This window comes from Phyllobacterium calauticae, assembly GCF_019991125.1.
In the GTDB taxonomy this organism is placed as follows: domain Bacteria; phylum Pseudomonadota; class Alphaproteobacteria; order Rhizobiales; family Rhizobiaceae; genus Phyllobacterium; species Phyllobacterium calauticae.
Genome location: NZ_JAGENB010000005.1, coordinates 269139 through 294609, shown reverse-complemented (window position 1 = coordinate 294609; position 25471 = coordinate 269139). Strand labels below are relative to the sequence as shown.

Here is a 25471-nt window from a genome sequence, read left to right as displayed (position 1 = left end):
GCCAATCCTGGAAGATATAGACATTACCATCCATTTTTGCCCTCCACGTCATTGCACCGAACGGTTTCAAAAGGAGGCTCTCACCGGAATACAACCTATTCGAATTGTTCAGAATTCAGCTTATTTGACAGCTTACGGTTACCCATGGAAAAAAGTTTAACGCGCTATATCTGGTCGAACACGCGGTTCCAGCAAATATGGATATTGATGGTCGTTGCGGCCTCGATGATCCCGTATTTCCTGTCGTTCGATTTGCCGAAACAGATTGTCAACGGCCCCATACAGGGCACGGGATTCGAAGTGGAAGGCGCAACGCAGACCTTCATGCGCATCCAGTATACGCTGCCCTATTTCGGCAAGGTGATGTTCTTCAAAGGGCTCCAGCTGACGCGCTTCGAAATGCTGATGGCGCTGAGCCTTGTGTTTCTGCTGCTTGTGGTGATCAACGGCCTCTTCAAGCTCTACATCAACACCTATAAGGGCCGGCTGGGCGAGCGCATGTTGCGCCGCATCCGCTTTGAATTGATCGATCGCGTTCTGCGGTTTCCCCCGAGCCAGTTCAAAAGGGTAAAATCGGCCGAAATTGCAACGATGATCAAGGATGAGGTGGAGCCGATGGGCGGTTTCACCGGCGATGCGTTCGTTCAGCCAGCCCTCCTCGGCGGACAGGCCATCACGGCGCTTGTCTTCATCATTCTGCAGAATTTCTGGCTTGGCATGATTGCCGCCGGGATTGTTGCCGTGCAGGGCGTCGTCATTCCGCGCATGCGCAAACGATTGCTGGAGCTCGGGCGGCAGCGTCAGTTGACGGCACGCGAGCTTTCGGGCCGCGTCGGTGAGATCGTCGATGGTATCGGCACCATTCACGGCAACGACACGTCCAATTATGAACGCGCGGATATTGCGGCGCGTCTGGGGCTGATCTTCTCCATCCGCTACGATCTTTACCAGTGGAAATTCCTGGTCAAATTCATCAACAACTTCCTCGCACAGATCACGCCCTTCCTCTTCTATTCCATTGGCGGCGTTCTCGCCCTGCAGGGCCGGCTGGATATCGGCCAGCTGGTTGCGGTCATCAATGCCTACAAGGATTTGCCCGGACCGCTGAAGGAACTGATCGACTGGGATCAGTCGCGCCAGGATGTGCAGGTGAAATATGCGCAGGTCGTCGAGCAGTTCAATGTCGATATGCTGGTCGATCCGCATATCCAGGCGGTTGTGCGCGAACCGGTGGGAAAACTGGAACATTCGCTGAATGCGGTGAACCTTACCCTCTCAGACGATAGCGGTGCGCGCCTTGTCGAGCACGTCTCGCTCGAGATCAAACTGGGCGAGACGGTGGCCATCGTCGGCGCAAGCGGCGGCGGCGGCGAGGCGATGGCGGAAGCCTTCGGCCGCCTGATCTGGCCTGATTCCGGCCGCATCACCATTGACGGCACGGATATTCTCGAGCTGCCGGAATCGATCACCGGGCGGCGCATCGCCTATGCCGCCTCCGATGCCTATTTCTTCCACGGAACGCTGCGCGACAACCTTCTCTATGGCCTCAAGCATGCGCCCCTGACCAAGGTCGAATATGACGGGACCAAGGCCGCCAAATACAAATGGAACATCAACGAAGCGCGGCTTGCCGGCAATCCGGACCTTGATCTCAACAGTGATTGGGTCGACTACCAATCTGCCGGCGTCACGGGACCCCAGGATCTTTTCAGCGTCGTGCGGCCGGTGCTCGAAGCGGTCATGATCTCGCAGGACATCGTCGATCTGGCGCTTCGCTCGCAGGTGGACACCGCAACCCATTCCGACCTGACGGGCCGCATCGTCGAACTGCGGCAGGCGCTTCGCAAAACCCTCCAGGATGAAAACCTTGACGGGCTCGTCGTCCCGTTTGAACCGAAGGTCTATAATCCGCAGGCAACCATCGGTGAAAATCTCCTCTTCGGCACGGTGAAGCGGCCGATGATGACCAATCTTCGACTTGCCGCCCATCCCTATTTCCGCTCGATCCTGCGCGAGAGCGGCCTCAATGTCGATCTTTACAAGATGGGTCTGGAAATTGCGGCCAACGCCATCGAACTGTTCGAGGACCTGCCGCCGGACCATCCGTTCTTCCAGCAGCTCACCTTCATGACGGCGGACGATATTCCGGCCTATCAATTGCTGTTGCAGAAGCTGCAGGGACGCGATTTTGACGCCGCCTCGCCCGACGAACGATCGAATATCATCCGCCTGAGTTTTGCTTACATCGAGCCGCGGCACCGCTTCGGTCTGTTGACCGATGAACTCATGGCAAAAATTGTCGAGGCACGGCTTCGCTTCCACAAGAATTTGCCGGATGATCTCAAGGCCGTCATTGAACGCTACGATCCCAAGAAATTCATTACTTCGGCTAACCTGATGGACAATGTTCTGTTCGGAAGGATCGGATACGCGCAGGCCGATGGGCCGGATCGGATTCGCGTCATCCTGCGCAATCTCTTTGACGAACTCGGGCTTTATGACAGCGTCTTGTCTATCGGCCTTGATTTCGACGTCGGATCGGGCGGCAAACGCATCACCAATGTGCAAAGACAGAAGCTGAATGTCGCCAGGGCTCTGCTCAAGCGGTCCGATTATGTGATTTTCAATCGGCCGCTGCCTGCACTCGACCAGCGTGTTCAGGATCAGATCACGCGCAATATCATGCAGGATCTGCATGAGGAAGGTCACGCACCCGCGATTATCTGGGTGCTGGCTAATTCTTCACTGGCAAACCTGTTCGATCGCGTCCTTGTATTCGATCGCGGGACTTTGGTCGAAGATGGAACACACGCGACTCTTTTGGAGAAAAACGGTATATTCAAAGAACTGGTATCGTAATACTCTATGTCTGGGTAGAGTGGCACTTGGGGGTATTGGACGTTCATGCTTCTGAAAGACGAAGTCGAAATGTTGCGGCGGATTCCGCTGTTTTCTGGTGTGGCGCCAGCGAAGCTCAAGCTTCTGGCCTTTACGTCGGATCGTGTCAGCTATCGCGCCGATCAGGCTTTGTTCCGTCAAGGCGATATGGGCGATGCCGCCTACGTTATTCTGTCGGGTACGGCCGAGGTCAGCGTCGATACGCCCAACGGACAGATCAAGGTCGCTGAAGTCGAGCACGATTCCATCGTCGGCGAGATCGCGATCCTTTGCGATGTCCTGCGCACGGCCACGGTTACGGCCTCAACCCCGCTTGAGGCCCTGCGCATCAGCAAGGAGCATTTTCTCAAGCTGCTGAGCGACTATCCCGAGATGACCATCGAAATCATGCGGGTTCTCGCCAGCCGGCTGAGCCATACGACAGCGGAGCTCTCGGAAGAGCGCAGCAAGCACTGACCGGCATTTTTCAAATTATCAGACTTTTTCGACGCTGCCGGTGGCAAGATCGATCCTGAAATGGCGCGACGGCAATCCTGAGAGATAGCAGCCCATCATACGCACAATCCGGGCAAACCGCTCCTGCGCGCCGCCCGTTTCCAATGCATCGGACACGGCAAAAACATCGATCAGGATGTGATAGATGGCCAGTCTTCCCGCTGGTATGCGATCGAGCGCCATTTCGCTGCCCATTCTGAGGCGGTACCAGTCGCCCAGAAATTCCTGCACCGTGATCCCGTCGAAAGACTCGAGGGCAACCTCCCTGCCCGCCAGCAAGGCATCCAGCCTGGCTTTGGTCTCGGCACGCCCGCGCTCGGCATGGACAAGGATGATGGTCGCATCCATATCCACGGGCTGATCGAACAGGCTGAGTGTGAGCAGGTCACCGAGGGTGAGCAACGGTAGAGCCCGCGCCATGTCCCTGGGCCATTCGCGCCGCAGGTACCGGTGCACGACCAGCTGATCGACGTGCTCGGAGATGAAGGCTCCGTAATCCGCGGCATCGAGCATCTTTCCGATCTTCTTGCCGGTCAGATCGATTTCGGTCCGGTACAGGGCGTTCAGGCGCGGATCGATCGCCTGTCGGTCAATCCCGACGGTTTCAACTTTAAGGGTCTGCGCCTCGAAGGTGACGACCTTGAACGCGGGCGGAAATGCCACCAGTGACGGCACACCGATATTGATCAGCCAGGACGCATCCTGCGCAACCCTCGCGGTATCATTGACATGCAGATGGCCGCTAAAATGTATCCTCATCCCGGCATCCATCATCGCGGCGGCAACATCCGGCAGCGGCATGCGCTTGACCGAGCCCGTGTTGCCGATGACCTGCCTTTCATCGTCATGCGTGCCATCGAGGATATCCAGCATCGGGTAGTGCGAGAATGTAAGCAGCTTCTTACCTTCAAGCTCCGCCCGCCTCGTGACGTCCTTGATCCATTCGATGACAAACCGCTTGTGCCGCAGCATGGCATTCCAGCCGGCATTGGTGCTGTCGATGAATGCGCCGGAACTGCCGCGCTCGAAATCGCCGTCACGCGGTTCGAAAACATTGGCGTCGATCATCAACAGCCAGAGGCCCGCCACCGGCTCGACAAGATAGGATGCATCCATCAGGCGGTACTCATTTGTGCCGTCGGCTGAGCGCACCGGATAGAGCCGCTGTTCCGGCGCATCGTCCGGCCCGAAGGGCGTTTCCCAGTGCAGATCGCCCGCGCGGCGAAAGAACCCGAGATCCGGCAGAGCCCGCAATCCCTCGGGATAGCCTGCGCAGAACATCTTGTCCGTTACGACCATCCCGTCCGCATCCTCGTCAATGAATGCGCTGTCACTGGCAACGATGGTGTATGTGCCGTCGGGGTTGAGCAGGCGCTTGGCATGATGCCGCCCTTCGGGGCCGAATATGTCGTGGTTTCCCGGAGTGGCGGTAAAGACCAGCCCATGCGCTTTGGTGTAGCCATCCAGCAAAAGCCGAAGTGCGTTCAGCGTCGCAACCTGCCCGTCATCGGAATAGTCCCCGAGCAGGACGACCTGCTTGATTCCCCGTTGCACGACCTCGTCCAGGGCCGTGCGCAGGGCAAAATAGCTTTCGTTGAAAACCCGGGTGGAGCGCACCGTATCCGTCAGGCGCCGCGCTGTCATGCGCCGGCCGCCGGCCTCTACCCCGGCAAAATCATAATCGCCGTAAAGATCGTGAAAATGGGCATCTGCGATGATGGCGACAGGCGGAAATGCGGATGAGGACATGAATCAGATGTTCCGATGATTTTATACATTTGTATCAGCGATTGTCATAAAGCTTAAAAAACAAATCGCTATCGCCTACATATGCTGAATGGCAGACTTTTATTGCGCACTTAGCCAATAAAACAAAATCCAAGCCTCGCATAACGTCTGCAGTTTGGTTACGATGACCAAAAAAACGGGGAATTGGGTGTGAGAAACGTATGAGTGAAGAGATATTTCGGGTGAAATTCTGGGGAACGCGTGGCAGCGTACCAGTTTCCGGCCCCGAATTTGAACGCTATGGCGGAAACACGTCATGTATCGAAGTGCGTTGCGGTGAACATAGAATGATCTTTGACGGGGGCTCCGGCCTGCGTCAGGCGGGTGATGCCCTGTCGGTGGAAGGCGTGGACCAGATCGATATTATTTTCACCCACAGCCATTATGATCACATTATCGGCCTGCCGTATTTTGCCCCCCTCTACAATCCGATGATGAATGTACGGCTCTGGTCCGGCCACCTCGCGGGGATCATGACCACCCGGGAAATGGTCCGCCAGTTCATGCGGCCGCCCTGGTTTCCCGTCGAGCCGGATATTTGCAAGGCAAGCCTCGGCTTTCGCGATTTCCGCTCCGGCGATGTGTTGACACCGCGCGAGGGCGTCACCATCCGGACCGACAGCCTGAACCATCCCGGCGGCTGTATCGGCTACCGCATCGAATGGGCGGGCAAGGTGCTCGCGCTCATTTACGACACGGAACACGAAGCCGGTATCCTCGACCCGGCCGTGCTGCGCCTGATCGATGGTGCCGATCTCGTCGTCTACGACTGTACTTACACGGAAGACGAGATGCCGCGGCGCTTCGGCTATGGCCATTCCACATGGCAGCACGGTGTCAAGCTGGCGGCGGCCGGCAAGATCGGCAAACTGGCGCTCTTCCATCACGCGCCCTCGCGCACCGATGACGAGATCGACGCATTCGAGACATTGGCCCGAGAGCGCTTCAGCGGGACATTTGCCGCCCGCGACGGCCAGGTCATCGATCTTTAACCCGCTGGCTTCTGGCTCTTCATCAGATCAGCAATAGAGAGCCAGCGCCCGCCCGAAGTTAGCGCAACGACCTGAAAGAGTTTGGTCAGGAATACCCATGCCGACTCGTCGTGAACAAGATGATGGGTCAGAATCCCGATTGGCTCACCGCTTCCGTCAAACCGCAGCCGCAGCTGCTCCACGATGGCGCCGACCAGTTCCGCGTGGTCGCGGCAGCCGCGCGTGCCGTGCCAGTCCATCAGATCGACATGGGTGTTGATCTGCGGCACCGAGGTTTCCACCGGCTTGGCCGGGCCAAACACGGAGAGCGCCTTGAACCCGCAAGCTTTGAGATAGGGCAGGAGTGCCGCATCAATCCGGTTCCAGGGCGGCACAAGAACGGGCACAAACCGATCAGGATACAGCCTGGCGAGCAGCACGCACCCCTCGCGCAATTGCCGCAGCACCAACTCGTGAGGCCGGTCAGGGCCGAGCTCCTGCTTCTTCCGGTCCTTCGGCGCATGGTTTTCATGCGACCAACCGTGAACCGCCACGCAGATCCGGCGCTCCGCCGCGAGGCGTTCCGCCAGCGCCTCGCCCGTATGGGCTGGTATCACCGCGAGCGTCACCGGCACGTCAAAATCGTTGGCCAGGCCGATGAGGCGGTCCAGCGCGGCGGTCGGCTCGACCGCATCGTCATCGCGCAACCAGAATTTTGCACTGCGGCTGGCATGGATCCAGCGCGCGAGTTCCGCCTGCAGAAGCTGCCAGATTGGGTCTTCCGTCATCGGCTCCGTCCCATGAATTGTGTCAGCACAGCATCCAGTTGTCGTACCGCATTCTCCAGCGATCGCTCCTCCAGAACAAACCGCCGCGCCCGCGCGCCCATGGACTGCCGCAGATCATTGTCATCCAAAAGGCTGGCGATGGCGGCGGCGTAAGCCGGCACATCATCGTCCCGCGTCAGGAAACCGGTCACACCATCCTCGACTACTTCGGGAACGCCAGCCGTTGCCTGCGCAACAACCGGCAAACCCGCTGCCTGTGCCTCAAGATAGGCGATACCGTAGGCTTCGCCGCAACCGGGCCAGACATAGGCACCACCCTGACGCAATAACGCGGCAATGTCACCGGCGTTCCGCTGTCCGAGCCACTGGATGCGATCACCGAAAGCGGCAAACAGCGCCTGCACGTCATTGCGGGCCGGACCGTCGCCGACAATCACCAGGGTCCAGGGCCGTTCGACAATCCGTGACAGAGCCTTGGCCAGCATTTCATAGCTGCGAAACTTGTCACCCGGCCGCATCATCGCCACGGTGACCAGCCGATGCGGATTATGCCCGACGCTGCTTTCACGAAAAGGCGCGGTATCGATAAACGGTTGCAACCGGGCAAGGCGCGCGCCGGGAATACTGCTTGCGAGCCCATCCATGTCGCGTTGCGTAAAACACAGGTTGACTGCTGCTGCGCGCACCGCTTCGGCCACGAGAATCTGCGTCCCGGCCCAGCCAAGCGCATTGCGGCGCGGCGAATAGGATGCTTCCGCGGTGATGTAGGGAATATCCATCGCCGCTGCCATGACGGGGCCGATCAGGTCCGGCGCCTTGTAATAGGGGTGATAACAGAACCAGAGATCAGGTTTTCGTCCGGTCTGCCAGAGGCCTGTGAGGCGCTCGACCTCGGCGCGCGCCGCCGCGGCGATGGGTTCGCGCTCTTCGATTGCCGGCGATGCGCTGAAGCTGCGCAGCTCCGACACGACTTCGACCTGGTGTCCGGCTCTGCGCAGCGCTGACATGAGCAGCCGAGCCATCTCACGATCGCCCGACGGCGTCGCGTGATTGGGTGATTTCAAGGGCGCGTAAAAGGCAACCTGCATGCGCACGCAATCCAGTATTTCACAATCGTTTCAACCATTTCGGCGAACGCTTGCCGATTCCGGCAAATCTATAGCCGGTTCGGGGCGTCTGACACTAACAATCTTTTGATCTGCACCGCCATGATTGTTTGTCAAAAAGCCATCATTGCGCTTGATCGCTCGCCTCCCGCTCGCCAAATCAGATGGGCTCGCATAAGCTTTGCACGGCGACGGAGGACAGGGGAAACCATATGGCTGACAAGATACGGGAATTGATGCGGTATTCATGACGATAACAACGATAGCACCCATGCTTTCCGAGCGGTCCCTGCGCAGGGCGCGGCTGGCATCGGGCTTGATCATGCTCACATTCCTGACCTTGCATCTGACCAATCACGCGCTCAACCTCATCTCGCTTGCCGCCGCCGAGGAAGGACGCCGATGGTTTCTCGCCATTTGGCGCAATCCCGTCGGCACCACCCTTTTCTACGGCGCTGCGGTCACGCATGTCATGCTCGCGATGCGGGCACTCTACCTGCGACGGACGTTCTACATGCCGGTGGGTGAAGCGCTGCAGATCATTCTGGGGCTGGTGATCCCGCTGCTCATCATCGACCACGTGGTCGGCACGCGCATCCGCCATGAGTTATCCAACTACTACGACAGCTACGAAGCGATCATACGCGGTTTCTGGATCACCTCGCCCTTCAACGGCGTCAAGCAGACCCTCGCCCTGATCGTCATCTGGTGCCACGGCTGCATCGGCATCCATTTCTGGCTGCGCTACCGGCAATCGTATCAAAGCGCTGCACCGGTGCTGTTGACCGTCGCCATCCTGTTGCCGGTGCTCGCCCTGCTTGGTTTTGCCAATACCGGCCGGACCATCGCCAACATGTCGCCCGCCTCGGGCTACGGCGAGTTCCCTTCATCGGGTTATCAGGGTCACAAGAACTTCAATGCCACGCGCTACGCCTCCCCGGCTGAACGCGCCGAGGTCAAGCAAGACGAGTTTCTGATCAAGACCGGATTGTATGGCGCCTTTGGCGGCGGGCTGGCGCTGGTTGTCGCCTTGCGAATCCGCCGCCGCTGGCGCGAGCGCGCGACCCAGATTGAAATCCGCTATGCCGATGGCGAAAGCGTGCGCGTTCCCCTCGGGTTCAGCGTCCTTGAAGCCAGCCGCCTCGGCGGCATACCGCATTACGCGGTCTGCGGCGGCAAAGGCCGGTGTTCAACCTGTCGTGTCCAGGTTCTGGAGGGCGCCGAGACCCTGCCTCCGCCCGAACCGATCGAGCAGACCACTCTCACCCGTATCGGGGCGGATTATGGCGTGCGTCTCGCCTGTCAGTTGCATCCAACCGCCAATATCAGTGTTGCACCGCTTCTCGTGCCCAGCCTTGAAAGCATCGTACCGGCAGGCAGCCAGCAGGCGAGCCCCGGACGGGAGCGCGAAATCGCCATCCTGTTTTGCGATATCCGCAGCTTCACCATGCTGACGGAAGCCCGGCTGCCCTATGATATCGTTTTCCTGCTCAACCGGTACTTCGCCATCGTCGGCCAGGCCGTCGAGCGTTCGGGGGGACGGCTCGACAAATTCATCGGCGATGGGGCAATGGCGCTGTTTGGCCTGACGGGTTCTGCCGCCGACGGTTGCAAGAACGCGTTGAAGGCGGCTGCAATCATCGTCAAGGAAATCGAACGGCTGAACAATGAACTGGCGGGTGAGCTCAGCATGCCCCTGCGCGTTGCCATCGGCATTCACACCGGTCCGGCCATTGTCGGCGCGATGGGGTACGGGGCGGTGAAGAGCCTGACCGCGATTGGCGACACTGTCAATGTCGCCAGCCGGCTGGAAGCCGTTGCGAAGGAATTCGACGTGACCCTCGTGGTTTCTGAACCCGTCGTCACCCTCGCCGCTTCCGATACCGCAGGGCTTGAGGTCAGGGATGTTGCCATTCGCGGGCGGGCGCTTCCGCTTCGGGTCTACATTGTTCCGCAGGAAAGCAGCATTCGTTTCGCGTAAAGGGCGCGCGGCATACGCCCTTTGGCGCGCGGGATCAGCGGCGGCGATAAAGGAAGTAACGTCCCGGCTTGACGCTGGCAGGCAAGGGAAGCAGTTCAAGCGCGGGATGGTCCAGCGCCAGGCCACTGGCGACGATACCGTGACGGGCAAGCAGTCCAGCGGCCAGCTGCGGCAGCCATGTCTGGGTAATGGCATCCTGGTCCGGATAGCCCGTGCCGATGTCCGCATGCACCAGGGCCGCGTCGATGCCGACAAAGCTTTGCGCGGTTTCCCTGATTTCCCCGATAATCATGTTTTCCGGATCGGGCGTGGAAGCCTTGTAGGCATGGGATGCCCGATCAAACGCAATGATCCGCCGATCTGGAAACCGCTCGCGCAAATGATCGTAGGTGCGGCCATTGCCGAGACCCAGCTCCAGCACAGGCCCCGGCAATTCCCTGACCGTGTCGCTGATATGGTTGAGAACATCGCGCTGGGCCGTCACGCGGCGGATAAAGCTGTCAAGACGGCTCATGGTGATCGGGTATCCACTGTCAATTCACTACAGGCTTGGCTTAGCAGGCCGACGCAGCCGGGTCGACCGCGCCAAACGACATATCCGGTAGATTCTTTTTGATCGCTTCGGGCGGAACCACCCTCGAATCCCCGGCTTGCCGCCGCTTTCACAGCGCCTCTTCAAATCGCATTTTCTTTAACTTGACTCTTTTTCTCAAGTTCTTGTATAGCTGCACTCGCGATAGTTGCAAAGCTGGATATTTCAAAATTTGAAATATTTCTGGCCGTATCTCATGTTGCCATGAGCGGCAATACAATCCTATGCAAAAAAGAATAAAGATCATGCCTAAAGAAAAGAGTCTTCATGATGAAAATGTTCTTATTGATGCACTGGTTAAATACAAAAATAAACTGATATCTATTGCCGAAAGTGTATTGCACTCCCATGCGCTGGCGGAAGATATATTTCATGACGCCATCGTCAAAGCTTGCACTATGCAGACAAATTGCATTCATTGTCCGGTCGGATATGCCTGCCGCATGGTCTATAATCTTGCGCTCGATGAGGCGCGCAAGCGGCAATACGAGAAGAAGAATCTCATGCCGATGGACGGTGTGGATTCCGTGCCGGCGCCGTGCGTCAACGCGCTTGATTGTATCGTGATGACAGAGGCGCTCAACCGGGTCATGACCTCATTGAACGATCTGCCCAAGCGCACCCACGACGCGTTCATCCGCCACCGCATCGAAGGTGTGCCGCAGAAGGATATTGCGGAAGAACTGGGCGTCTCGCGCACCCTGGTGAACTTCATGATCAAGGATGCCCACCGCTACTGCGAGCAATCACTCAAAGTTGCCTAGCCGCCTTGCGCGGACGCAGAAGCAGCAGCGCAAACACCGGACCGCCCAGTAGCGTCGCGATCAATCCCGTCGGCAATTGCCACGGGAAATAGGCCGTGCGGCCGATGAAATCCGCGATCGCCATCAACAACGCGCCAAACAGAGCCGTACCGAGAAGATGCGGAAATCCGCGTGTCAGTCCGATGCGCTGGGCCAGATGCGGCGCCATCAGACCGACAAAGCTCAACGGCCCGACGACGAGCGTCGCGACAGCCGTCAACAGGGCGGCAAAGCCGAGGATAAGGATGCGGAATGTCCTGACATTGACGCCATGGGAATGGGCGGACATTTCGCCCAGCGCAAAATGCTGCAAGGGCCGCAGGAAGACCGGCACCACCGCTATTGCCGCTACAGCGCAGATCAGCGAGATGACCGCCGCGGGACCGGTGACACTGTAGGTCGATCCCGTCATCCAGCTGATCAGCGACATGGCGCGCGGATCGCCCGATGCCAGGATGACTGAAATCAGCGCCGTCAGGAACGCACTTAGCGAGACGCCGATAATGAGGAACTGGTTGCCCGACTGCGCTTTGCGCCAGCTCATGGCAAACAGCGCCACAAGCACGGCGGATGCGCCGAGAAAACCGCCCAGCAACCTGCTGATATAATCGGGCTGCGCCACGACAAACAGCACGCACAGCAGCCCAAAGGCCGTACCCGCGCTGACGCCGAGCACCTCGGGGCTGGCCATGGAATTGCCGGTCAGCCGTTGCAGCAGGCTGCCGGCAAGCGCCAGCATGGTTCCGGCAGACAGCGCCGCAATCAGCCGGGGCAGCCGCCACGGCAGCAGGGAGTCCAGCGTGGCGCCGGTATGGATGGCCCAGGCCGTGTCGATGCCGCGGCCGACAAAGACGGCGGTAACACAGGCAAGCAGCAGCAAACCGGCAAGCGCGGTCAGGATCAGCGCCGGGTGCCGGCTCCTGCGCACCGGCGATGCAGCGGCTGTCGGCTGCCCCACGGCCTTGCGGCGCAACATGACGATCAGCAATGCCGGCACCCCGATCAACGCCGTCACGGCGCCGGTCGGCAGCAGGATGCCGGTCACGGCCGCCTGCATCTGCAGGAGCTGGTCGATCAGTACAAGCAGCCCCGCACCGACAAGGGGCGCGACGATCAGCCGATCCTTGATGCGCCGTGCGCCGATCGCCCGGGCAATGGCCGGCGAGGCGAGGCCGAGGAAGCCGATGATGCCCACCACGCTCACCGTGAATGTCGTCAATGCGACGGCAACCACGAGGGTCAGGGCACGCGTGGTTTGAAGCTTCATGCCGAGCCCCCGCGCCGCCTCGCCAAGGGTCAGCACATTCAGTTGCCGGGCGAGAAGAAACGCCAGAAACGTGAAGCAAGCGATTTTTGGCAGGAGTGCACTGACGTCGCGCCAGTCGTTCTGATTGAGCGAGCCGCCGCCCCAGACGAACAGGCCGGCGAGATAATGGTTGTTCATCAGCACCAGAATGGTCGTGATTGCGGTGCAGTAAAGCCCCATGACGAGACCCGCCAGGATAACGGTGACAGGCTGGAACTGGAAACGCCACGCCACAGCAAAGACGATGGCCATGGCCGCGAACCCGCCAATGGCCGTGGTGAAGTCCCGGCTCCAGCCAAGCAAGGCCGGAAACCACAGGATCGCCACGCCAAGCGCCAGTTGCGCCCCGGCCTCGATACCCAGCGTCGAGGGCGATGCCAGCGGATTGCGCAGCACATGCTGGAAAAGCGTGCCGGACAGCCCGAGGGCAAAGCCGCAGACGACGGACATGGCCAGACGCGGCAGCAGGCTGTAGTGCAGGAGAACCGCCTCACCGTCGCTTGCCGGCGGGGGCAGGAAAACGGCATCAAGACCGAGCTTGCCGATCATCGGCCACAGATTGAAAGCAGCAACGCCGAGCGCAACCAGCCACAGGGCACCTGTCCAGATCAGACGTTGGGATGACGACGTACGCAACATCTAGACTTTTACCTCAGCCAGAAGACGGGCGAAGCGGGAGACCGACGGCAAGGCGCCGAACATCAGCACGCTGGCCATGCGCTCGGCATGGCCCCTTTGAACAAAGGGCATGGCCTGCCATAAAGGGCTTCCCGCCAAGCCAGCCAGAACATCCGGCGGAACCGGATCCATGTAGAAAATGCGGCTGTCGCCAATGGCAATGAGATCGGCAAGCCCGGCATCGCTGAAACCCCATTCATTGGTTCGTCTTGTCCAGGCATTGTGCAGGTCGAGCCGGTCGAGAACGTCCTGAAAGATACCGCCAGGGCCATACACCCGAATGTTGCGGGCGTCCAAAAACGTCATGATGGCCAGTTTCTGCTCGGCGAGACGCCGGGTTGCCGCCTTCGCCGCCAACAGCTGCCGCTCGGTGCGGTCAATCAGGGCCTGCGCTTCCTGCGGCTGCCCGACGATCTGCCCCAGCTCCAGCGTTGCAGCAACGATGTGCGGATATGGCGAGGATCCGAGCGCATGGATGGGAAAGGATTTGACCGGCGCGATTGTCTCGAGCTGCGGCCTGATCCATTCGAGATAGGGTGTCGAAATGATCAAATCGGGCTGCAGCAGCTGCAGCATTTCCATGTTGATCTCATAGTTCGAACCGACATTGGCAATGCCCGGCGGCAGGGGCGGCTCCATGACCCAGTCATACCAGCCCTGTGTGTCGATCAGGCCAACGGGCGGCGTGCCGAATTCGATCAGCGTCTGCGCCAAACCGTAGTCCAGCGAAATGATGCGCGGCGGCGCAGCCCTGGCAGCACGCGCGAGCAGCGGCGATGCGAGCAGAAGGCTTGAGCCGAACAGAAAATCGCGGCGGCGCAGCGCGGCCATCATCAATATCCCGATCCTTAGAGAACGTAGCTTATGGGCGACTGTGTTTCCGGATGGCGGAAAATACCCATGCGGACCCCGTAAATGGCGTTGAGCTTGTCGGCCGTGATCAGCGCATCGGTCTCGTCATGGGCCACAAGCCTGCCGCCCGACAGGGCGATCAGCCGGTCGCAGAAGCGCGCGGCCATGTTGATATCGTGCAGGACGATCAGGACCGAGCGATCATGCTCATGCGCCAGCGTGCGGATGAGGCTCATCACTTCGATCTGGTGGTTGATATCGAGCGCCGAGATCGGCTCATCCAGCAGAAGACATTCCGTATCCTGCGCAATGAGCATGGCGAGAAAGGCGCGTTGCCGTTCGCCGCCGGACAGCGTGTCCACGATACGGTCGGCAAACGGCGTCAGTCCCGTCAACTCAAGGGCTTCGGACACTTTGGTGCGGTCGGTGAGCGAGAAGCGACCAAGCGCCCCGTGCCAGGGATAACGCCCGAGCGAAACCACTTCCCTGACCGTCATGCCATCGGTGTCCGGCGTCTGCTGCGGCAGATAGGCAACCTTCCTGGCATAGTCCTTGGGGCGGAACGAGGCGAGCGGCTGGCCGTGATAATCAGCCCGCCCCCGCGTCGGCGCCTGGAACCGGGCCAGGATTTTCAGCAGCGTCGACTTGCCGGAACCGTTATGGCCGAGAATGCCGACCACCTCCCCTTTCGGAACGTCCAGTGTCAGCGGATGAAGCAGGGTTCTTCCGTCGATATCGAAACCGACACCACTGAGGGAAAAGGACGTTCCGTTCATTTTATGTTTGACCTTAGAATTTGACCGACAAGGTACCCTTGATTGTCCGGCCTTCGCCGTAGATACACATCGGTGCATTGTCATAGTCGGTCGAGCAGGTGGAATAGTAGCCCTTGTCAAAGAGATTGCTGACCTTGAGCGCGCCCTTCCATCCATTCTTCTCATAACTGACGGCCGCATCGACCAGCGTATAGTCAGGAACGTTCACCTGCTTGCCACTGGCACCACTGCCGACGGAACTGCCGACATAGCGGATACCGGAACCGATGTTCAGCCCCTGAAGAAGGCCGGAGTCAAAGGTATACTTGGCCCAGAGCGATGCCTGGTTCTTGGGCACCATCGGCGTGCGGTTGCCGACTTCGGGCAGAGAACTGGCCGTGATTTCAGCGTCGAGATAGGTGTAGCTGCCTGTCAGGCTGACATTGTGGAAGAGATCAACGGTGGATTCGAACTCAAAGCCGCGATGGCGCACTTCTTCGATCTGGCGATACGCACCGTCGCTGACAAAGGCCAGTACATTGGTTTTCGTGATGTCGAACAAGGCAGCGGTAAAATGCGCCGGCATGAAATCGGGATCATACTTGACGCCGATCTCGTACTGCCGCGCCTTTGACGGGGCATAAGGGGAACCGGTCAGGGCATCCTGGCCGATATTGGTCACGAACGAGGTGGAGTAGCTCGCATAGGGTGTGATGCCATTGTCGAAGAGATAGCCGAGGCCGACATTGCCGGTGAAGGCATTGTCCGATGTATCCGTTCTTGTATTGCTCAGGCGGTCATCCGTCTTTTCCTCGAACCAGGACTGCCGCCCGCCGAGATTGAGCAGCCAGCGATCGTTGATCTTGGTCTGTGTCTGCGCATAGATGCCAACTTGGTCTGTCGTGGTCTTCCGGTCGACAATCGTTCCCGGCATCGGCACATCGATGCCATAGACCGGGTTCTCGAAATTGAGACCGGGTCCGGGTGCATATCCGTTGTGACCGTCAACCGTGTAGCGATTGTAATCGAGGCCCATCAACAGCGTGTTCTTGATATGATCGGACTGGTAGTCGTACTGCGCACTGTTGTCGACGCTGAAGATGGTCGCCGTTTCATCAACCGTGAAGGCGGCTCTGCCCAGGGTCTGCTCATCCAGCATCTGGGTGTAATACAGGTGCCGATAATCCGTGTCCTGCGAGGTGTAGCGAAGGTTCTGGCGAACCGTCCAGGCATCGTTGAAACGATGCTCGAAAGAATAGCCGATCGAGCCATGATTGGCGTTGAAGCGGTCAAAATCCGGATCCGACGTTGTGAAGCTGCGCGAGAACTTCGGCAGGTTGGGATGAAGCGGGCTCGCAACAGGCAGGAACGTATTGGGCGGAAGCTTATCCCACTGATAGTTGGCGAAGACCGTCAGAGAGGTGTCGGCGCTGGGAGACCAGGTGATCGCCGGTGCAATGAACACGCGGTTGTTCTTGGAAAAATCAATCGCCTCATGCCCCTCGCGGAACAGACCCGTCAGGCGGTAGGTCCACACGCCTTCCTTGTCCAACGGACCGCCGGCATCGAGACCGACTTCATAGGTGTTGTGCGAGCCGTAGCCGGCATAGGCGCTATACAGCGCGTCCTTGGTTGGCCGCTTGGTCGTCAGGTTCACCAGACCGTCGGCACCGTTCTGACCATAGAGCACCGAGGCCGCCCCCTTGATCACCTCGATGCGCTCAAGTCCGTAAGGCTCGGCCTTGAAGCCGGAGAAATCAATGGTCCGCTGCGGCAGCCCGTCACGAGACACCGCATAAGGGCCGACATCAAAACCACGGATCATGAATTGATTGTAGCGTTCGTCAACACCCCAGGGTGAACTGGTCACCCCCGCCGTATAGGCCAGCGCATCCTCGATTCGCTGCGATGGACGGTCATCCAGCTGTTCGCGCGTGATAATGGAAACAGAACGGGGAACTTCGCGCAGCGGCGTGCTCGTCTTTGTTCCTGTCAAGGTGCTGTTGGCGAGATAGCCATTGCCGGGGCCAGTGGCATCGTCGCCGCTGTTGATGACAATCGGATTGAGCTCGATGGTCGGCGCCTGCTGCGCATAGGCGAGATTGACAGTCATGAGCGTTGCCAGCGATGTGGTCATCAGCAGACGTTTGTGCGAACGCTGCTTGCGCCCAGCTGAATTGACCCCGTTCCAAATCATCGTCCTGCAACCCCGCATGACCAAACCCCCGTTAAAACCCTGAGACTATTCGATATTTAATATGAGTATTATTCTCATATTCAAAACATGACTACATTTATCATGTTCTCCGAGTCAAGGCGCGTTCGACGAAATGTCCGTCTTTTTCACCCGCCTTGACCAACTTTGTTTTGCCTGTGCCCGGCCTACAACCTGGCGGCGTGGAGGGCCTGCTGGATGTCATTCCAGATGACCTCGGGCTCCTCCAGACCGACAGCGAAACGGATGGTCTGCGGATTGACGCCAAAGCGCACGAAGGAGGTCATCCGGTCAGGAATCTGCAAGGCGGCTTTGGCAGGAACAACCAGCGTTTCCGGTCCGCCCCAGCTGACGCCAAGGCGGATATGGCGCAGCGCGTTGACAAAGCGCGCGACATCGATGTCCGGGTTCAGATCGAAGGCAAAGAGGCCGGAAAAGCCCGTCAACGTCTTCTTGCCCGGATGATCCGAAAATGCGGGATGGCGGACAAGTGCGATATCGTTGTGCTGCTGCAGGTGCTTGGCGAGGACCAGTCCGTTGTGCATGTGTTCTTTCAACCGCACTTTCAGCGTACGCATGCCGCGCAGCAGCAGCCACGCTTCGAACGGTGAGAGTTTTGCGCCGATATAGGGATAGGTCGAGCTGTTGATCTTGGCGATCAGGTCACGCGGCCCGACAACAACGCCCGCCACCGTATCGCTGTGGCCGCCGAGATATTTCGAAGCGGCGTGGATGACGATGTCGACGCCGTGCTGGATCGGCTTCTGGAAGAGAGGCGTTGCCCAGGAATTGTCGATGACGGTCGTCACGCCATATTCCTTGGCCATGGACGTCAGGGCTTCAATATCCTGCAGTTCGAACACCATCGATGTCGGGTTTTCCAGATAGAGCAGCTTCGCACCGGGCAACGCCGCGCGCACTTCGTCATGGTTGGATGGGTCGACGAAATCCACCGCGACACCAAACCGGGCAAGCAGTTTTACGAACAGCCGGTAGATATCGTTGTAGAGATGCTGGACGGCAACCACGCGGTCACCGGACTCGACAAGGCTGAGAATGGTCGCTGTGATTGCGGCCGTACCGCTGGAGAAACCGCGTCCGTCTTCCGCGCCCTCCAGGCGGGCCGTCAGCAGTTCGAATTCGCGCACCGTCGGGTTGTCGCCGCGCGAATAGATGTAATTGCGCGCACGCCCGGCAAACACATCTTCCATGGCTTCATAGGTGTCGTAGGTGAAGAGCGACGTCTGGAAGATCGGCGGCGAAACCGCATTGAAGGCAGCCGCATCGACCGGTGAAAACAGGTCGTCCGGCATTTCCATTGGATCGAATTCATGGGGTGGCATGGATTTGTTCATGATGCCCTCTCAGACACGGTGTTGTTGAAGGTTGCGATGGGAAGATCGGTATCGCCGCGCAGCTGCCGCAGCGTGGTGAAAAGAATGACGGCAGAGAGAAGTGCGGTCAGCGCAGGGGCAAGAAACAGGCTGGCAAGAAGGCCGTCAAAGCCGAGGAAATGCGGCAGGACAAACAGCAGCGGCAGGAGGAAATAACCGTTCTGCGCGATGCTGATCGTGGCGGCGAGGCGCGCCCTGCCCTGTGCCTGCAGGAGCACGACAAGGATTTGCCGCATGCCGAAAAAGATGAAGGGAATATGGGTGACGATGATGGTCAGCGCGGCGATCCGGGCGATCTCCAGATCATCGGTGAAAATGGCTGCAATGGGATAGCGCAGGAGAACGGCGCCAAGCCCGTAGGCCACGGAAAAAGCCGAGGTCAGCATCAGGAGCAGGTTCGATGCCGCCAGCAATCGCGGCGTCTTCCCCGCGCCCCAGGCGAAGCTCAGGACCGCCTGGCCGCCGAGCGACAGACCGACGATGGGAAGCATGCCCAGAGTGAGAACCCGCAGCGCGATACCGACGCCGGCAATGCCGCTGTCGCCCCGATAGAACCCGGCATAGGTAAACAGCACGGCGAAGCTGATGCTGCTCAGCATGCTGGTCAGCGTCGTCGGCAGGCCGATGGAGAATACCGGTTTCAATATATCCGCCCGGAACGCGGCAAAGCGCGCCGACAGATGCAGTGTGCCCATGCGCTTGCGGAAATACAGCGCATAGGCCGCAATCGCCGCGATCTGGGACAGGATTGTTGCCATGGCTGCGCCTGCAAGCCCGAAGCCAAACCCGAAGATCATGATCGGATCGAGAATGATATTCAGGGCAAAACACCCGAGCAGCGTCCACATGCTGAAACGCGTATTGCCTTCCGAGATGGCGATGAAATCCGACACTATCTGGAGCATCGTCAACGTCACCGAAAAGGCGACGATGATCAGGTAGTGTTCGGCAAGCGGCATGATCGCTTCGCTGGCACCGAACAGGCCAAGCAGTTCACGCCGGAAGACAAGGATGCCTGTCGTGAGCACGATACCCAGCGGCACCGTCAGAACTATGAGCGTCGATGCCGTCACATTGGCGCGCTGCGGATTGGCGCTGCCCAGGGCACGCCCGACGGCGGTCGCCACACCGACGCCAAGCCCCTCGCCGATGGCGCCGATCATCATCAGGATCGGCAGGACAACGGTGATGGCAGCGATTTCGTGACTGCCGATCATGCCGACAAAAACCATGTTGATCGTGTGATGCACCGCATTGATCGACAGGCCCGCCACGGCCGGCAGGCCGAGCCGGAAGATCAGACGCGTCAGCGCCGGATCGTTGAGATCGTCTGGCGCAAAATAGGCGCGCCTTGGCTTCATCTGCCCGATTTCTTCGGGATTCATGGTGCGGGCACCCAAAGCCTGTCGTCGAAAAAGCGTTCGCGCAGCAGCATGACCAGCATGGCCCTTTTATGCGGGAAATCGAAGTGCTTCACCTTGGAAAAGCCCGAGCGGTCGAGATTGCGGATCTGCTGCTCATGGCTGGCGCGCGGCTCGCCGACAATGCGCTGGGTGCGCGGATCGTCGAGAAACATGAAATGCATCAGCGACGGCAGCCACGCCGTGATCCACTGCTTGCCGCGATAGGCCGGCTCGCCGATGGCCACATGCCAGCCGCGGTCGTAATCCTGCGCGTCATAATAGGGCCCGAGGCGGTTTTCCCTAGCCCAATAGACCTCGAAATAACCGAACGGCACGCCATTGAAACAACCGATCAGGGCAAGGATATGCGGATCGCGCAGCCGCTCCTCGAGAATGGCGGCGTGTTTTTCCCTGTCGCCGCCGTCTTCCCAGATCACGTTGACCTGCTCGTCATTCATCCAGAGATGGAAATGCCCGAGATCCGTCTGCGGATCCGCAGCCCGGAACGAAAGCACCTGATCGAGCCAGGGAATGTAACGTTCATAGACAACACCGACCGGCTTGCGCGGGCGTTTGGGATGATACTGGCCGTTGGTCATGACGTGCACCTGCGGGTGCGGCCAGGCGGGATTGGCAATCCACGGCATCGGCCATTGCCAGAATTCCCTGACATCGACGGTCAAGGAATTGCCGCTGTGCGTCCCCAGCGGAAAATCCGATGGCTGCACGTTGCCGACTTCAACCAGACTGATATTGCGCGACTGCGCCGACAGAAATTCGATGGCCGAGGCCAGAACCGAAACGGTTTCGTCGGCATTCAAATCCGGCAAACGAACGCGGACACTTCCAGCCCTTGGCTCGACATCCGCGAGATAGCGCCCGGCCACAGTTGAAATCAGCATCTGACCCGGCGTTTTCATTTCGGCGGATTTCAGGAAGCACGACAGGCCCGAAGCTGGAATCGGCGAAACATTGGCTTCTTGGGAGATATTGGAAACAAGGGTCATGGTGCGCTCCGCAGCCTGCTCGCTGGCAAGTTTTGACAAGATGGTTGCTACAGAGACGGTCGGCACACCGCTCGATTTAGCCAAAACTTTGAAAAATTTTTCTCCCGTTCCGCTTAAATCGGGCGCGGGTTCATCCGTCTCTTGGTCATGTCTTTATTCTGCAAGGAGCCCGCATGATGTCGAATGCCGAGACGTCGCCAGAGACCTGGAGCATCGTTCGCGATCAGGAACACCGCTATTCCGTCTGGTCCAATGACAAGGCTCTGCCCGTCGGCTGGAGCAAGGAAAGCTTCAGCGGCACCCGCGAGGAATGCCTGGTTGAAATCAAGAAAATCTGGGTTGATCCGCGGCCGCTGGCGCTGCGGCAGGCCATGGCGTGATTGCCGGCAATCCCTTTCAGACAACAGATCGGTGACACCATGAACAAACTCTTCGCTCAACCCGAACCCAATGAACCGGTTGCCGTGGACGGCATCGCCAGCGGTGCGGCCGAAAGCTTTCCGCTGACACTGGCGCAAAAGCGCATCTGGTCGCTGGAGCAGATCGGCAACTCGACGGTTTTTCCCTTCCAGGTGCTTTCCCTGCAATGGGAGAAGGGCGTTGCACTTGATCAGGTGCAGGGCGCCCTCGACCGGCTGGCGCAGCGGCACAGCGCCTTGCGCACGCGCTTTCGCCGCTTTGCCGGCGGCCGCATTGAGCAGTTTTCCGTTCCGGGCGACGTTCCCTCCAATGAGATTGTTGGTAGTGACAGCAATCCCCTGAGCGCGACGGAAGCCGAAACGGAAAGGGCGGGCTTCATTGCCCGCCCCTTCGATCTCCTGAACGGTGTTTCCGCCCGCTATCAATTGATTGCCGGAAATAACGGCCAACTGATCTCGACAATCGTGCTGCATCCCATCGTCTGCGATGAGGCAGCGCTTGCCATTCTGCGCAGCGATCTCATCGCGCTCGCCGAGGGCAGGGAATTGCCAGTGCTTCCCGGCGACAGCCTGCAGCGCGGCGTGCGCGAAGAAGAAGCGCTGGAAACGCCGCAATTTGCGGCGGCCCTCGCCCATTGGCGCGATCTGATTGGCGAGGAGTACAATGCGACGACCCTGCCCACACGCTTCAATGCTGCCGGATATGCCGGCGCCAGACGCAAGCGCGTGCCATTCACACTCGATGCGACGCTTTGGACCGGCATCCAGTCCTATGCAACGCTGAAAGGGTTGAAGGTTGAAGAGCTGCTTTCCGCCGCCTTTGCTGTTGTCCTGGCCCGCTACAGCGGCACCTATTCGCTGCAGTACGGAACTTTGCTTGGATCCACGAGCCAGGAGACCATAGCGCGCAGCGAGCAAATCCTGCCGCTGAAGCTTGAACTGACGTCGCGCACTGCCTTCCTGGATGTTTGCAAAGCGCTTGAATCGGCGGTTGCCACAGGAACGGAATATCTCGTTCCGTTCGAACGCCTCGTGCAGGAAATCCAGACGCATGAGGAACGGGAACAGGACGCGATCGTCAAATCCCTGTTCGAGTTCCGTCAGCCGCCCCAGCATTCCGCATTGGCGCAAGACCATGTGCCGGCCGTCGCGCCCCGCTCGGATGCGGAACTGGCACTGGTGCTCACCCCGAAGGCGGACGGCACGCTCGCCGGCCTGTTCGACTATGCCGAAGACATCTATGAGCCGGCATTGATCGAACGCGCGGCCGTTCATTTCCAGCGCGTTCTCTCCCAGGCCATTGCCAGGGAACAGGTCCGCATCAAGGATATCGACCTCATCGCCGAGGATGAACTCGATGTTCTCTCGGCTCCCTATGAGGATGACACTATCAACGATGACCGGGCGGTGCATGAACATATCGCCGCCCATGCCCAGCGCACACCTGACAAGACAGCTATTATCTTTGCCGACGACGTGTGGAGCCACGCCAGGCTTGACCGCAGCGCCAACCGGCTGGCGCACCGGCTGATCAAGCTCGGCATCGGTGCCGACATCAGCGTGGCGATTGCCGTCAAGCGTTCTCCCGAAGCCATCGTCGGCATTCTCGCCACGCTCAAGGCGGGCGGCGCCTATATCCCCGTTGAGCCGGATCATCCCACCAGCCGCAACCACCATATCCTGCGCGATGGCGGCGTGAAGGTTATCCTCACCCACAGCTGGCTGCTTGACCGTATTCCGGAAGGCCTCGATGCGGTCATCCTCGAACTCGACAGGCTCGACCTGTCGGAGGAGCCGGACAGCATTCCCGATGTCAAAGTCCACAAGGACCAGCTCGCCTACATTATGTACACATCGGGCTCGACCGGTCTGCCCAAGGGTGTTGCCGTCGAACATGGGCCTTTGACCCATCACATGCAGAACACCTCACGCGTCTACGGCATGAGCGCGGACTCGCGCGAACTGCCGTTCCTGCCCTTCAGCTCCGATGGCGGACACGAACGCTGGATGAACCCGCTGATGGAAGGCGGCAGCATCATTCTGCCGGACCAGCCCCTATGGACCCCGGAGGAAACATTGACCGCCATGCGCAAGCACGGCGCCAACAATGCCAGTATTCCCACCACCTATCTGCAGCAGTTGGCGGAATGGGCCGATCTCACCGACAGCGCGCCGCCGATGCGGCTTTATTCCTTCGGCGGCGAAGGACTTGCCCAGCAGACCTTCGATCTCCTGTCCACGGCTCTGAAGTCCGAATGGTTGATCAACGGGTACGGCCCCACCGAAACCATCATGACACCGATGGTCTGGAAAGTGCGCGCAGGGCAGAAGTTCGAAGGCACCTATGCACCGATCGGCCGTGCCGTCGGCAATCGCCGCGTCTATGTCCTCGATCCCGACCTCAACCCCTGCCCCATCGGCGTGACGGGCGAACTTTATATCGCCGGCGAAGGCATGGCGCGCGGTTATATCGGCAAAGCCGATACGACAGCCGACCGTTTCATTCCCGACCCGTTCTCCAAGGAGGGCGGGCGTCTCTATCGCTCGGGCGATCTGACCCGCTGGCGCGAAGACGGCACGGTAGAATTTGTCGGCCGCGTTGACCATCAGGTCAAGCTGCGCGGCTACCGCATCGAGCTCGGTGAAATCGAAGCCGCGCTGCTCCAGCTTGACGGTGTCGGCGAGGCGCTCGTGGTCCTGCGAGACGACGAAGCCACCAGGCAGAAGATGCTGGTGGCCTATACCGTGCCGAAACAGGGCATTGAGCTTGACGTGGCGCAGATGCACGCGGCGCTGGAACGCATGCTGCCCGCCTATATGGTGCCTTCGGCCATTGTTCCGCTGAAAGCCATGCCGATCAATCCCAACAGCAAGCTCGACCGGTTCGCCCTGCCCGCACCGACGCCGATGAAGCGCAACATTGTCGAACCGGAAAACGCCATTGAAGAAGAAGTCCGCGATATCTGGCAGGACATCCTGAAGACGAGCCCGATCAGCGTCGAAGACAACTTCTTCGCCATCGGTGGTAACTCTCTCGGGGCCATCCGCATCCTCACGGCCCTGCGGCAGCGCAAGCCGCAGAACCGCACGACGATTGCCGATCTCTTCAACAATCCGACGATCCGTGCATTCGCGGAGGTCGTTGAAAACGGCAATAGCGAGGCGGGCAGCGAAGTGATTGTGCTGCGCGCATCGGGAACCAAGCCCGTGCTCTATTGCTTCCCCGGCCTTCTCGTCAGCACGCGCGAATATGTCAAACTCGTCGACTATCTCGGCGCCGATCAACCCGCTACCGGGTTCATCTGCTATTCACTCTCCGAACACAAGGAAATCGGCTCATCCGTCGACGATATCATCCAGGGCTATGTGGATTACATCCGCCGCGAAAGCAAAGGCCAGCCCTGCTATTTCCTCGGCTGGTCGTGGGGCGGACTGCTGGCCTATGAAACCGCGCGCAAGCTCGGCGACGAGATTGACCTGCGGTTGATCACCATGGTCGACGTCTGTGATCTCGGCACCGAGTTCGCCATCGGCGCCAAGCCGCGCTTCAAGCCGGGCGAACGCGACCAGTTGCACGCGACCGTGCAGGAGTGGTTGTCGCGCACCGCCATGCGCGCCGAATGGGACCGCCTGCTCAACGTCATGGACGAGGATACCTATGAGCAGTTCCTGCGCTTTGTCGGCGATGAGAAAGACGAGCTGCCGACGGATGGTCCGGATATCAGCAGCCGCGAACACACGTTCTGGATCCTCATCGATAACGCTTTGATTTTCAGGCGTCATGAACTGAAGCCGCATGACGTGCCGATCCATTCCTGGGCGGCCGACGACAGCCTGAATCGGGGTCTCAACCTGATCGACTGGCGGCGCTACTCTCCCCGGGCCAATCCGGCGGAAATCATCTCTGGCACCAACCATCTGCACGTAATCGGATCACAGGCATTCCACAGCCGCCTCTCCCACCGGCTGGACGAGGCCCGATAGGGCCCTTTGGAATCAAGATCACGGAAAGGAATTCTG

General features: G+C 59.4%; 18 protein-coding genes. 7 read left to right on the top strand and 11 right to left on the bottom strand.

Annotated features, from left to right (window positions below; genetic code table 11):
* Window positions 1-144 precede the first annotated feature (144 nt).
* Both J1W56_RS18835 and J1W56_RS18830 read left to right on the top strand, forming a co-directional pair.
* Complete coding sequence (locus J1W56_RS18835; protein WP_223614827.1) at window positions 145-2859, top strand: ABC transporter ATP-binding protein; 2715 nt, start codon at window positions 145-147, stop codon at window positions 2857-2859.
* A gap of 45 nt (window positions 2860-2904) precedes the next feature.
* The gene (locus tag J1W56_RS18830) at window positions 2905-3354 is read left to right on the top strand and encodes a cyclic nucleotide-binding domain-containing protein (protein WP_105733445.1); all 450 of its coding nucleotides are present in this window, start codon (window positions 2905-2907) and stop codon (window positions 3352-3354) included.
* Window positions 3355-3372: 18 nt separating this feature from the next.
* Here the strand turns inward: J1W56_RS18830 and J1W56_RS18825 are convergent, their stop codons facing one another.
* A complete protein-coding gene (locus J1W56_RS18825; protein ID WP_223614826.1) occupies window positions 3373-5142 on the bottom strand; it encodes a metallophosphoesterase family protein in 1770 nt (589 codons plus the stop codon).
* A gap of 200 nt (window positions 5143-5342) precedes the next feature.
* On the opposite strand from J1W56_RS18825, the gene J1W56_RS18820 reads away from it, so the two are divergent.
* Entirely contained in the window at window positions 5343-6173 is an 831-nt protein-coding gene (locus J1W56_RS18820) for an MBL fold metallo-hydrolase (RefSeq protein ID WP_223614825.1), read from the top strand.
* Here the strand turns inward: J1W56_RS18820 and J1W56_RS18815 are convergent.
* A complete protein-coding gene (locus J1W56_RS18815; protein WP_223614824.1) occupies window positions 6170-6940 on the bottom strand; it encodes a polysaccharide deacetylase family protein in 771 nt (256 codons plus the stop codon). The two genes, J1W56_RS18820 and J1W56_RS18815, sit on opposite strands and share 4 nt — an antisense overlap.
* A complete protein-coding gene (locus J1W56_RS18810; RefSeq protein ID WP_223614823.1) occupies window positions 6937-8028 on the bottom strand; it encodes a glycosyltransferase family 4 protein in 1092 nt (363 codons plus the stop codon). The genes J1W56_RS18815 and J1W56_RS18810 overlap by 4 nt, the downstream gene beginning before the upstream one ends.
* Window positions 8029-8293: 265 nt before the next feature.
* On the opposite strand from J1W56_RS18810, the gene J1W56_RS18805 reads away from it, so the two are divergent.
* Window positions 8294-10027: an adenylate/guanylate cyclase domain-containing protein gene (locus J1W56_RS18805; RefSeq protein ID WP_223614822.1), complete on the top strand. Its 1734-nt coding sequence runs from the start codon at window positions 8294-8296 to the stop codon at window positions 10025-10027.
* 34 nt (window positions 10028-10061) lie between these two features.
* Here the strand turns inward: J1W56_RS18805 and J1W56_RS18800 are convergent, their stop codons facing one another.
* Complete coding sequence (locus J1W56_RS18800; protein ID WP_223614821.1) at window positions 10062-10541, bottom strand: class I SAM-dependent methyltransferase; 480 nt, start codon at window positions 10539-10541, stop codon at window positions 10062-10064.
* 323 nt (window positions 10542-10864) lie between these two features.
* Here J1W56_RS18800 and J1W56_RS18795 point away from each other — a divergent pair, with 323 nt between their 5' ends.
* A complete protein-coding gene (locus tag J1W56_RS18795; protein WP_223614820.1) occupies window positions 10865-11383 on the top strand; it encodes a sigma-70 family RNA polymerase sigma factor in 519 nt (172 codons plus the stop codon).
* On the opposite strand, the gene fhuB is transcribed toward J1W56_RS18795, so the two are convergent.
* The 7 genes from fhuB to J1W56_RS18760 form a co-directional block, all read right to left on the bottom strand.
* The gene (gene fhuB / locus J1W56_RS18790) at window positions 11370-13367 is read right to left on the bottom strand and encodes a Fe(3+)-hydroxamate ABC transporter permease FhuB (protein WP_223614819.1); all 1998 of its coding nucleotides are present in this window, start codon (window positions 13365-13367) and stop codon (window positions 11370-11372) included. The two genes, J1W56_RS18795 and fhuB, sit on opposite strands and share 14 nt — an antisense overlap.
* A complete protein-coding gene (locus J1W56_RS18785) occupies window positions 13368-14237 on the bottom strand; it encodes an ABC transporter substrate-binding protein (protein ID WP_223614818.1) in 870 nt (289 codons plus the stop codon).
* Between the two features lie 17 nt (window positions 14238-14254).
* Complete coding sequence (locus tag J1W56_RS18780; protein WP_223614817.1) at window positions 14255-15034, bottom strand: ATP-binding cassette domain-containing protein; 780 nt, start codon at window positions 15032-15034, stop codon at window positions 14255-14257.
* A gap of 13 nt (window positions 15035-15047) precedes the next feature.
* On the bottom strand, window positions 15048-17126 hold the full coding sequence (locus J1W56_RS18775) for a TonB-dependent siderophore receptor (RefSeq protein ID WP_223614816.1): 2079 nt from the start codon (window positions 17124-17126) through the stop codon (window positions 15048-15050).
* A 269-nt stretch (window positions 17127-17395) separates the two neighbouring features.
* A complete protein-coding gene (locus J1W56_RS18770; RefSeq protein WP_223614815.1) occupies window positions 17396-18583 on the bottom strand; it encodes a PLP-dependent transferase in 1188 nt (395 codons plus the stop codon).
* Entirely contained in the window at window positions 18580-20007 is a 1428-nt protein-coding gene (locus tag J1W56_RS18765) for an MATE family efflux transporter (RefSeq protein WP_223614814.1), read from the bottom strand. Before J1W56_RS18765 ends, J1W56_RS18770 begins: the two co-directional genes overlap by 4 nt.
* Complete coding sequence (locus J1W56_RS18760) at window positions 20004-20945, bottom strand: GNAT family N-acetyltransferase (RefSeq protein ID WP_404928452.1); 942 nt, start codon at window positions 20943-20945, stop codon at window positions 20004-20006. The genes J1W56_RS18765 and J1W56_RS18760 overlap by 4 nt, the downstream gene beginning before the upstream one ends.
* A gap of 260 nt (window positions 20946-21205) precedes the next feature.
* On the opposite strand from J1W56_RS18760, the gene J1W56_RS18755 reads away from it, so the two are divergent.
* Both J1W56_RS18755 and J1W56_RS18750 read left to right on the top strand, forming a co-directional pair.
* Window positions 21206-21412, top strand: coding sequence for an MbtH family NRPS accessory protein (locus J1W56_RS18755; protein ID WP_223614812.1), 207 nt, complete (start codon window positions 21206-21208; stop codon window positions 21410-21412).
* A 39-nt stretch (window positions 21413-21451) separates the two neighbouring features.
* A complete protein-coding gene (locus tag J1W56_RS18750) occupies window positions 21452-25435 on the top strand; it encodes a non-ribosomal peptide synthetase (protein WP_223614811.1) in 3984 nt (1327 codons plus the stop codon).
* Window positions 25436-25471: the final 36 nt, after the last annotated feature.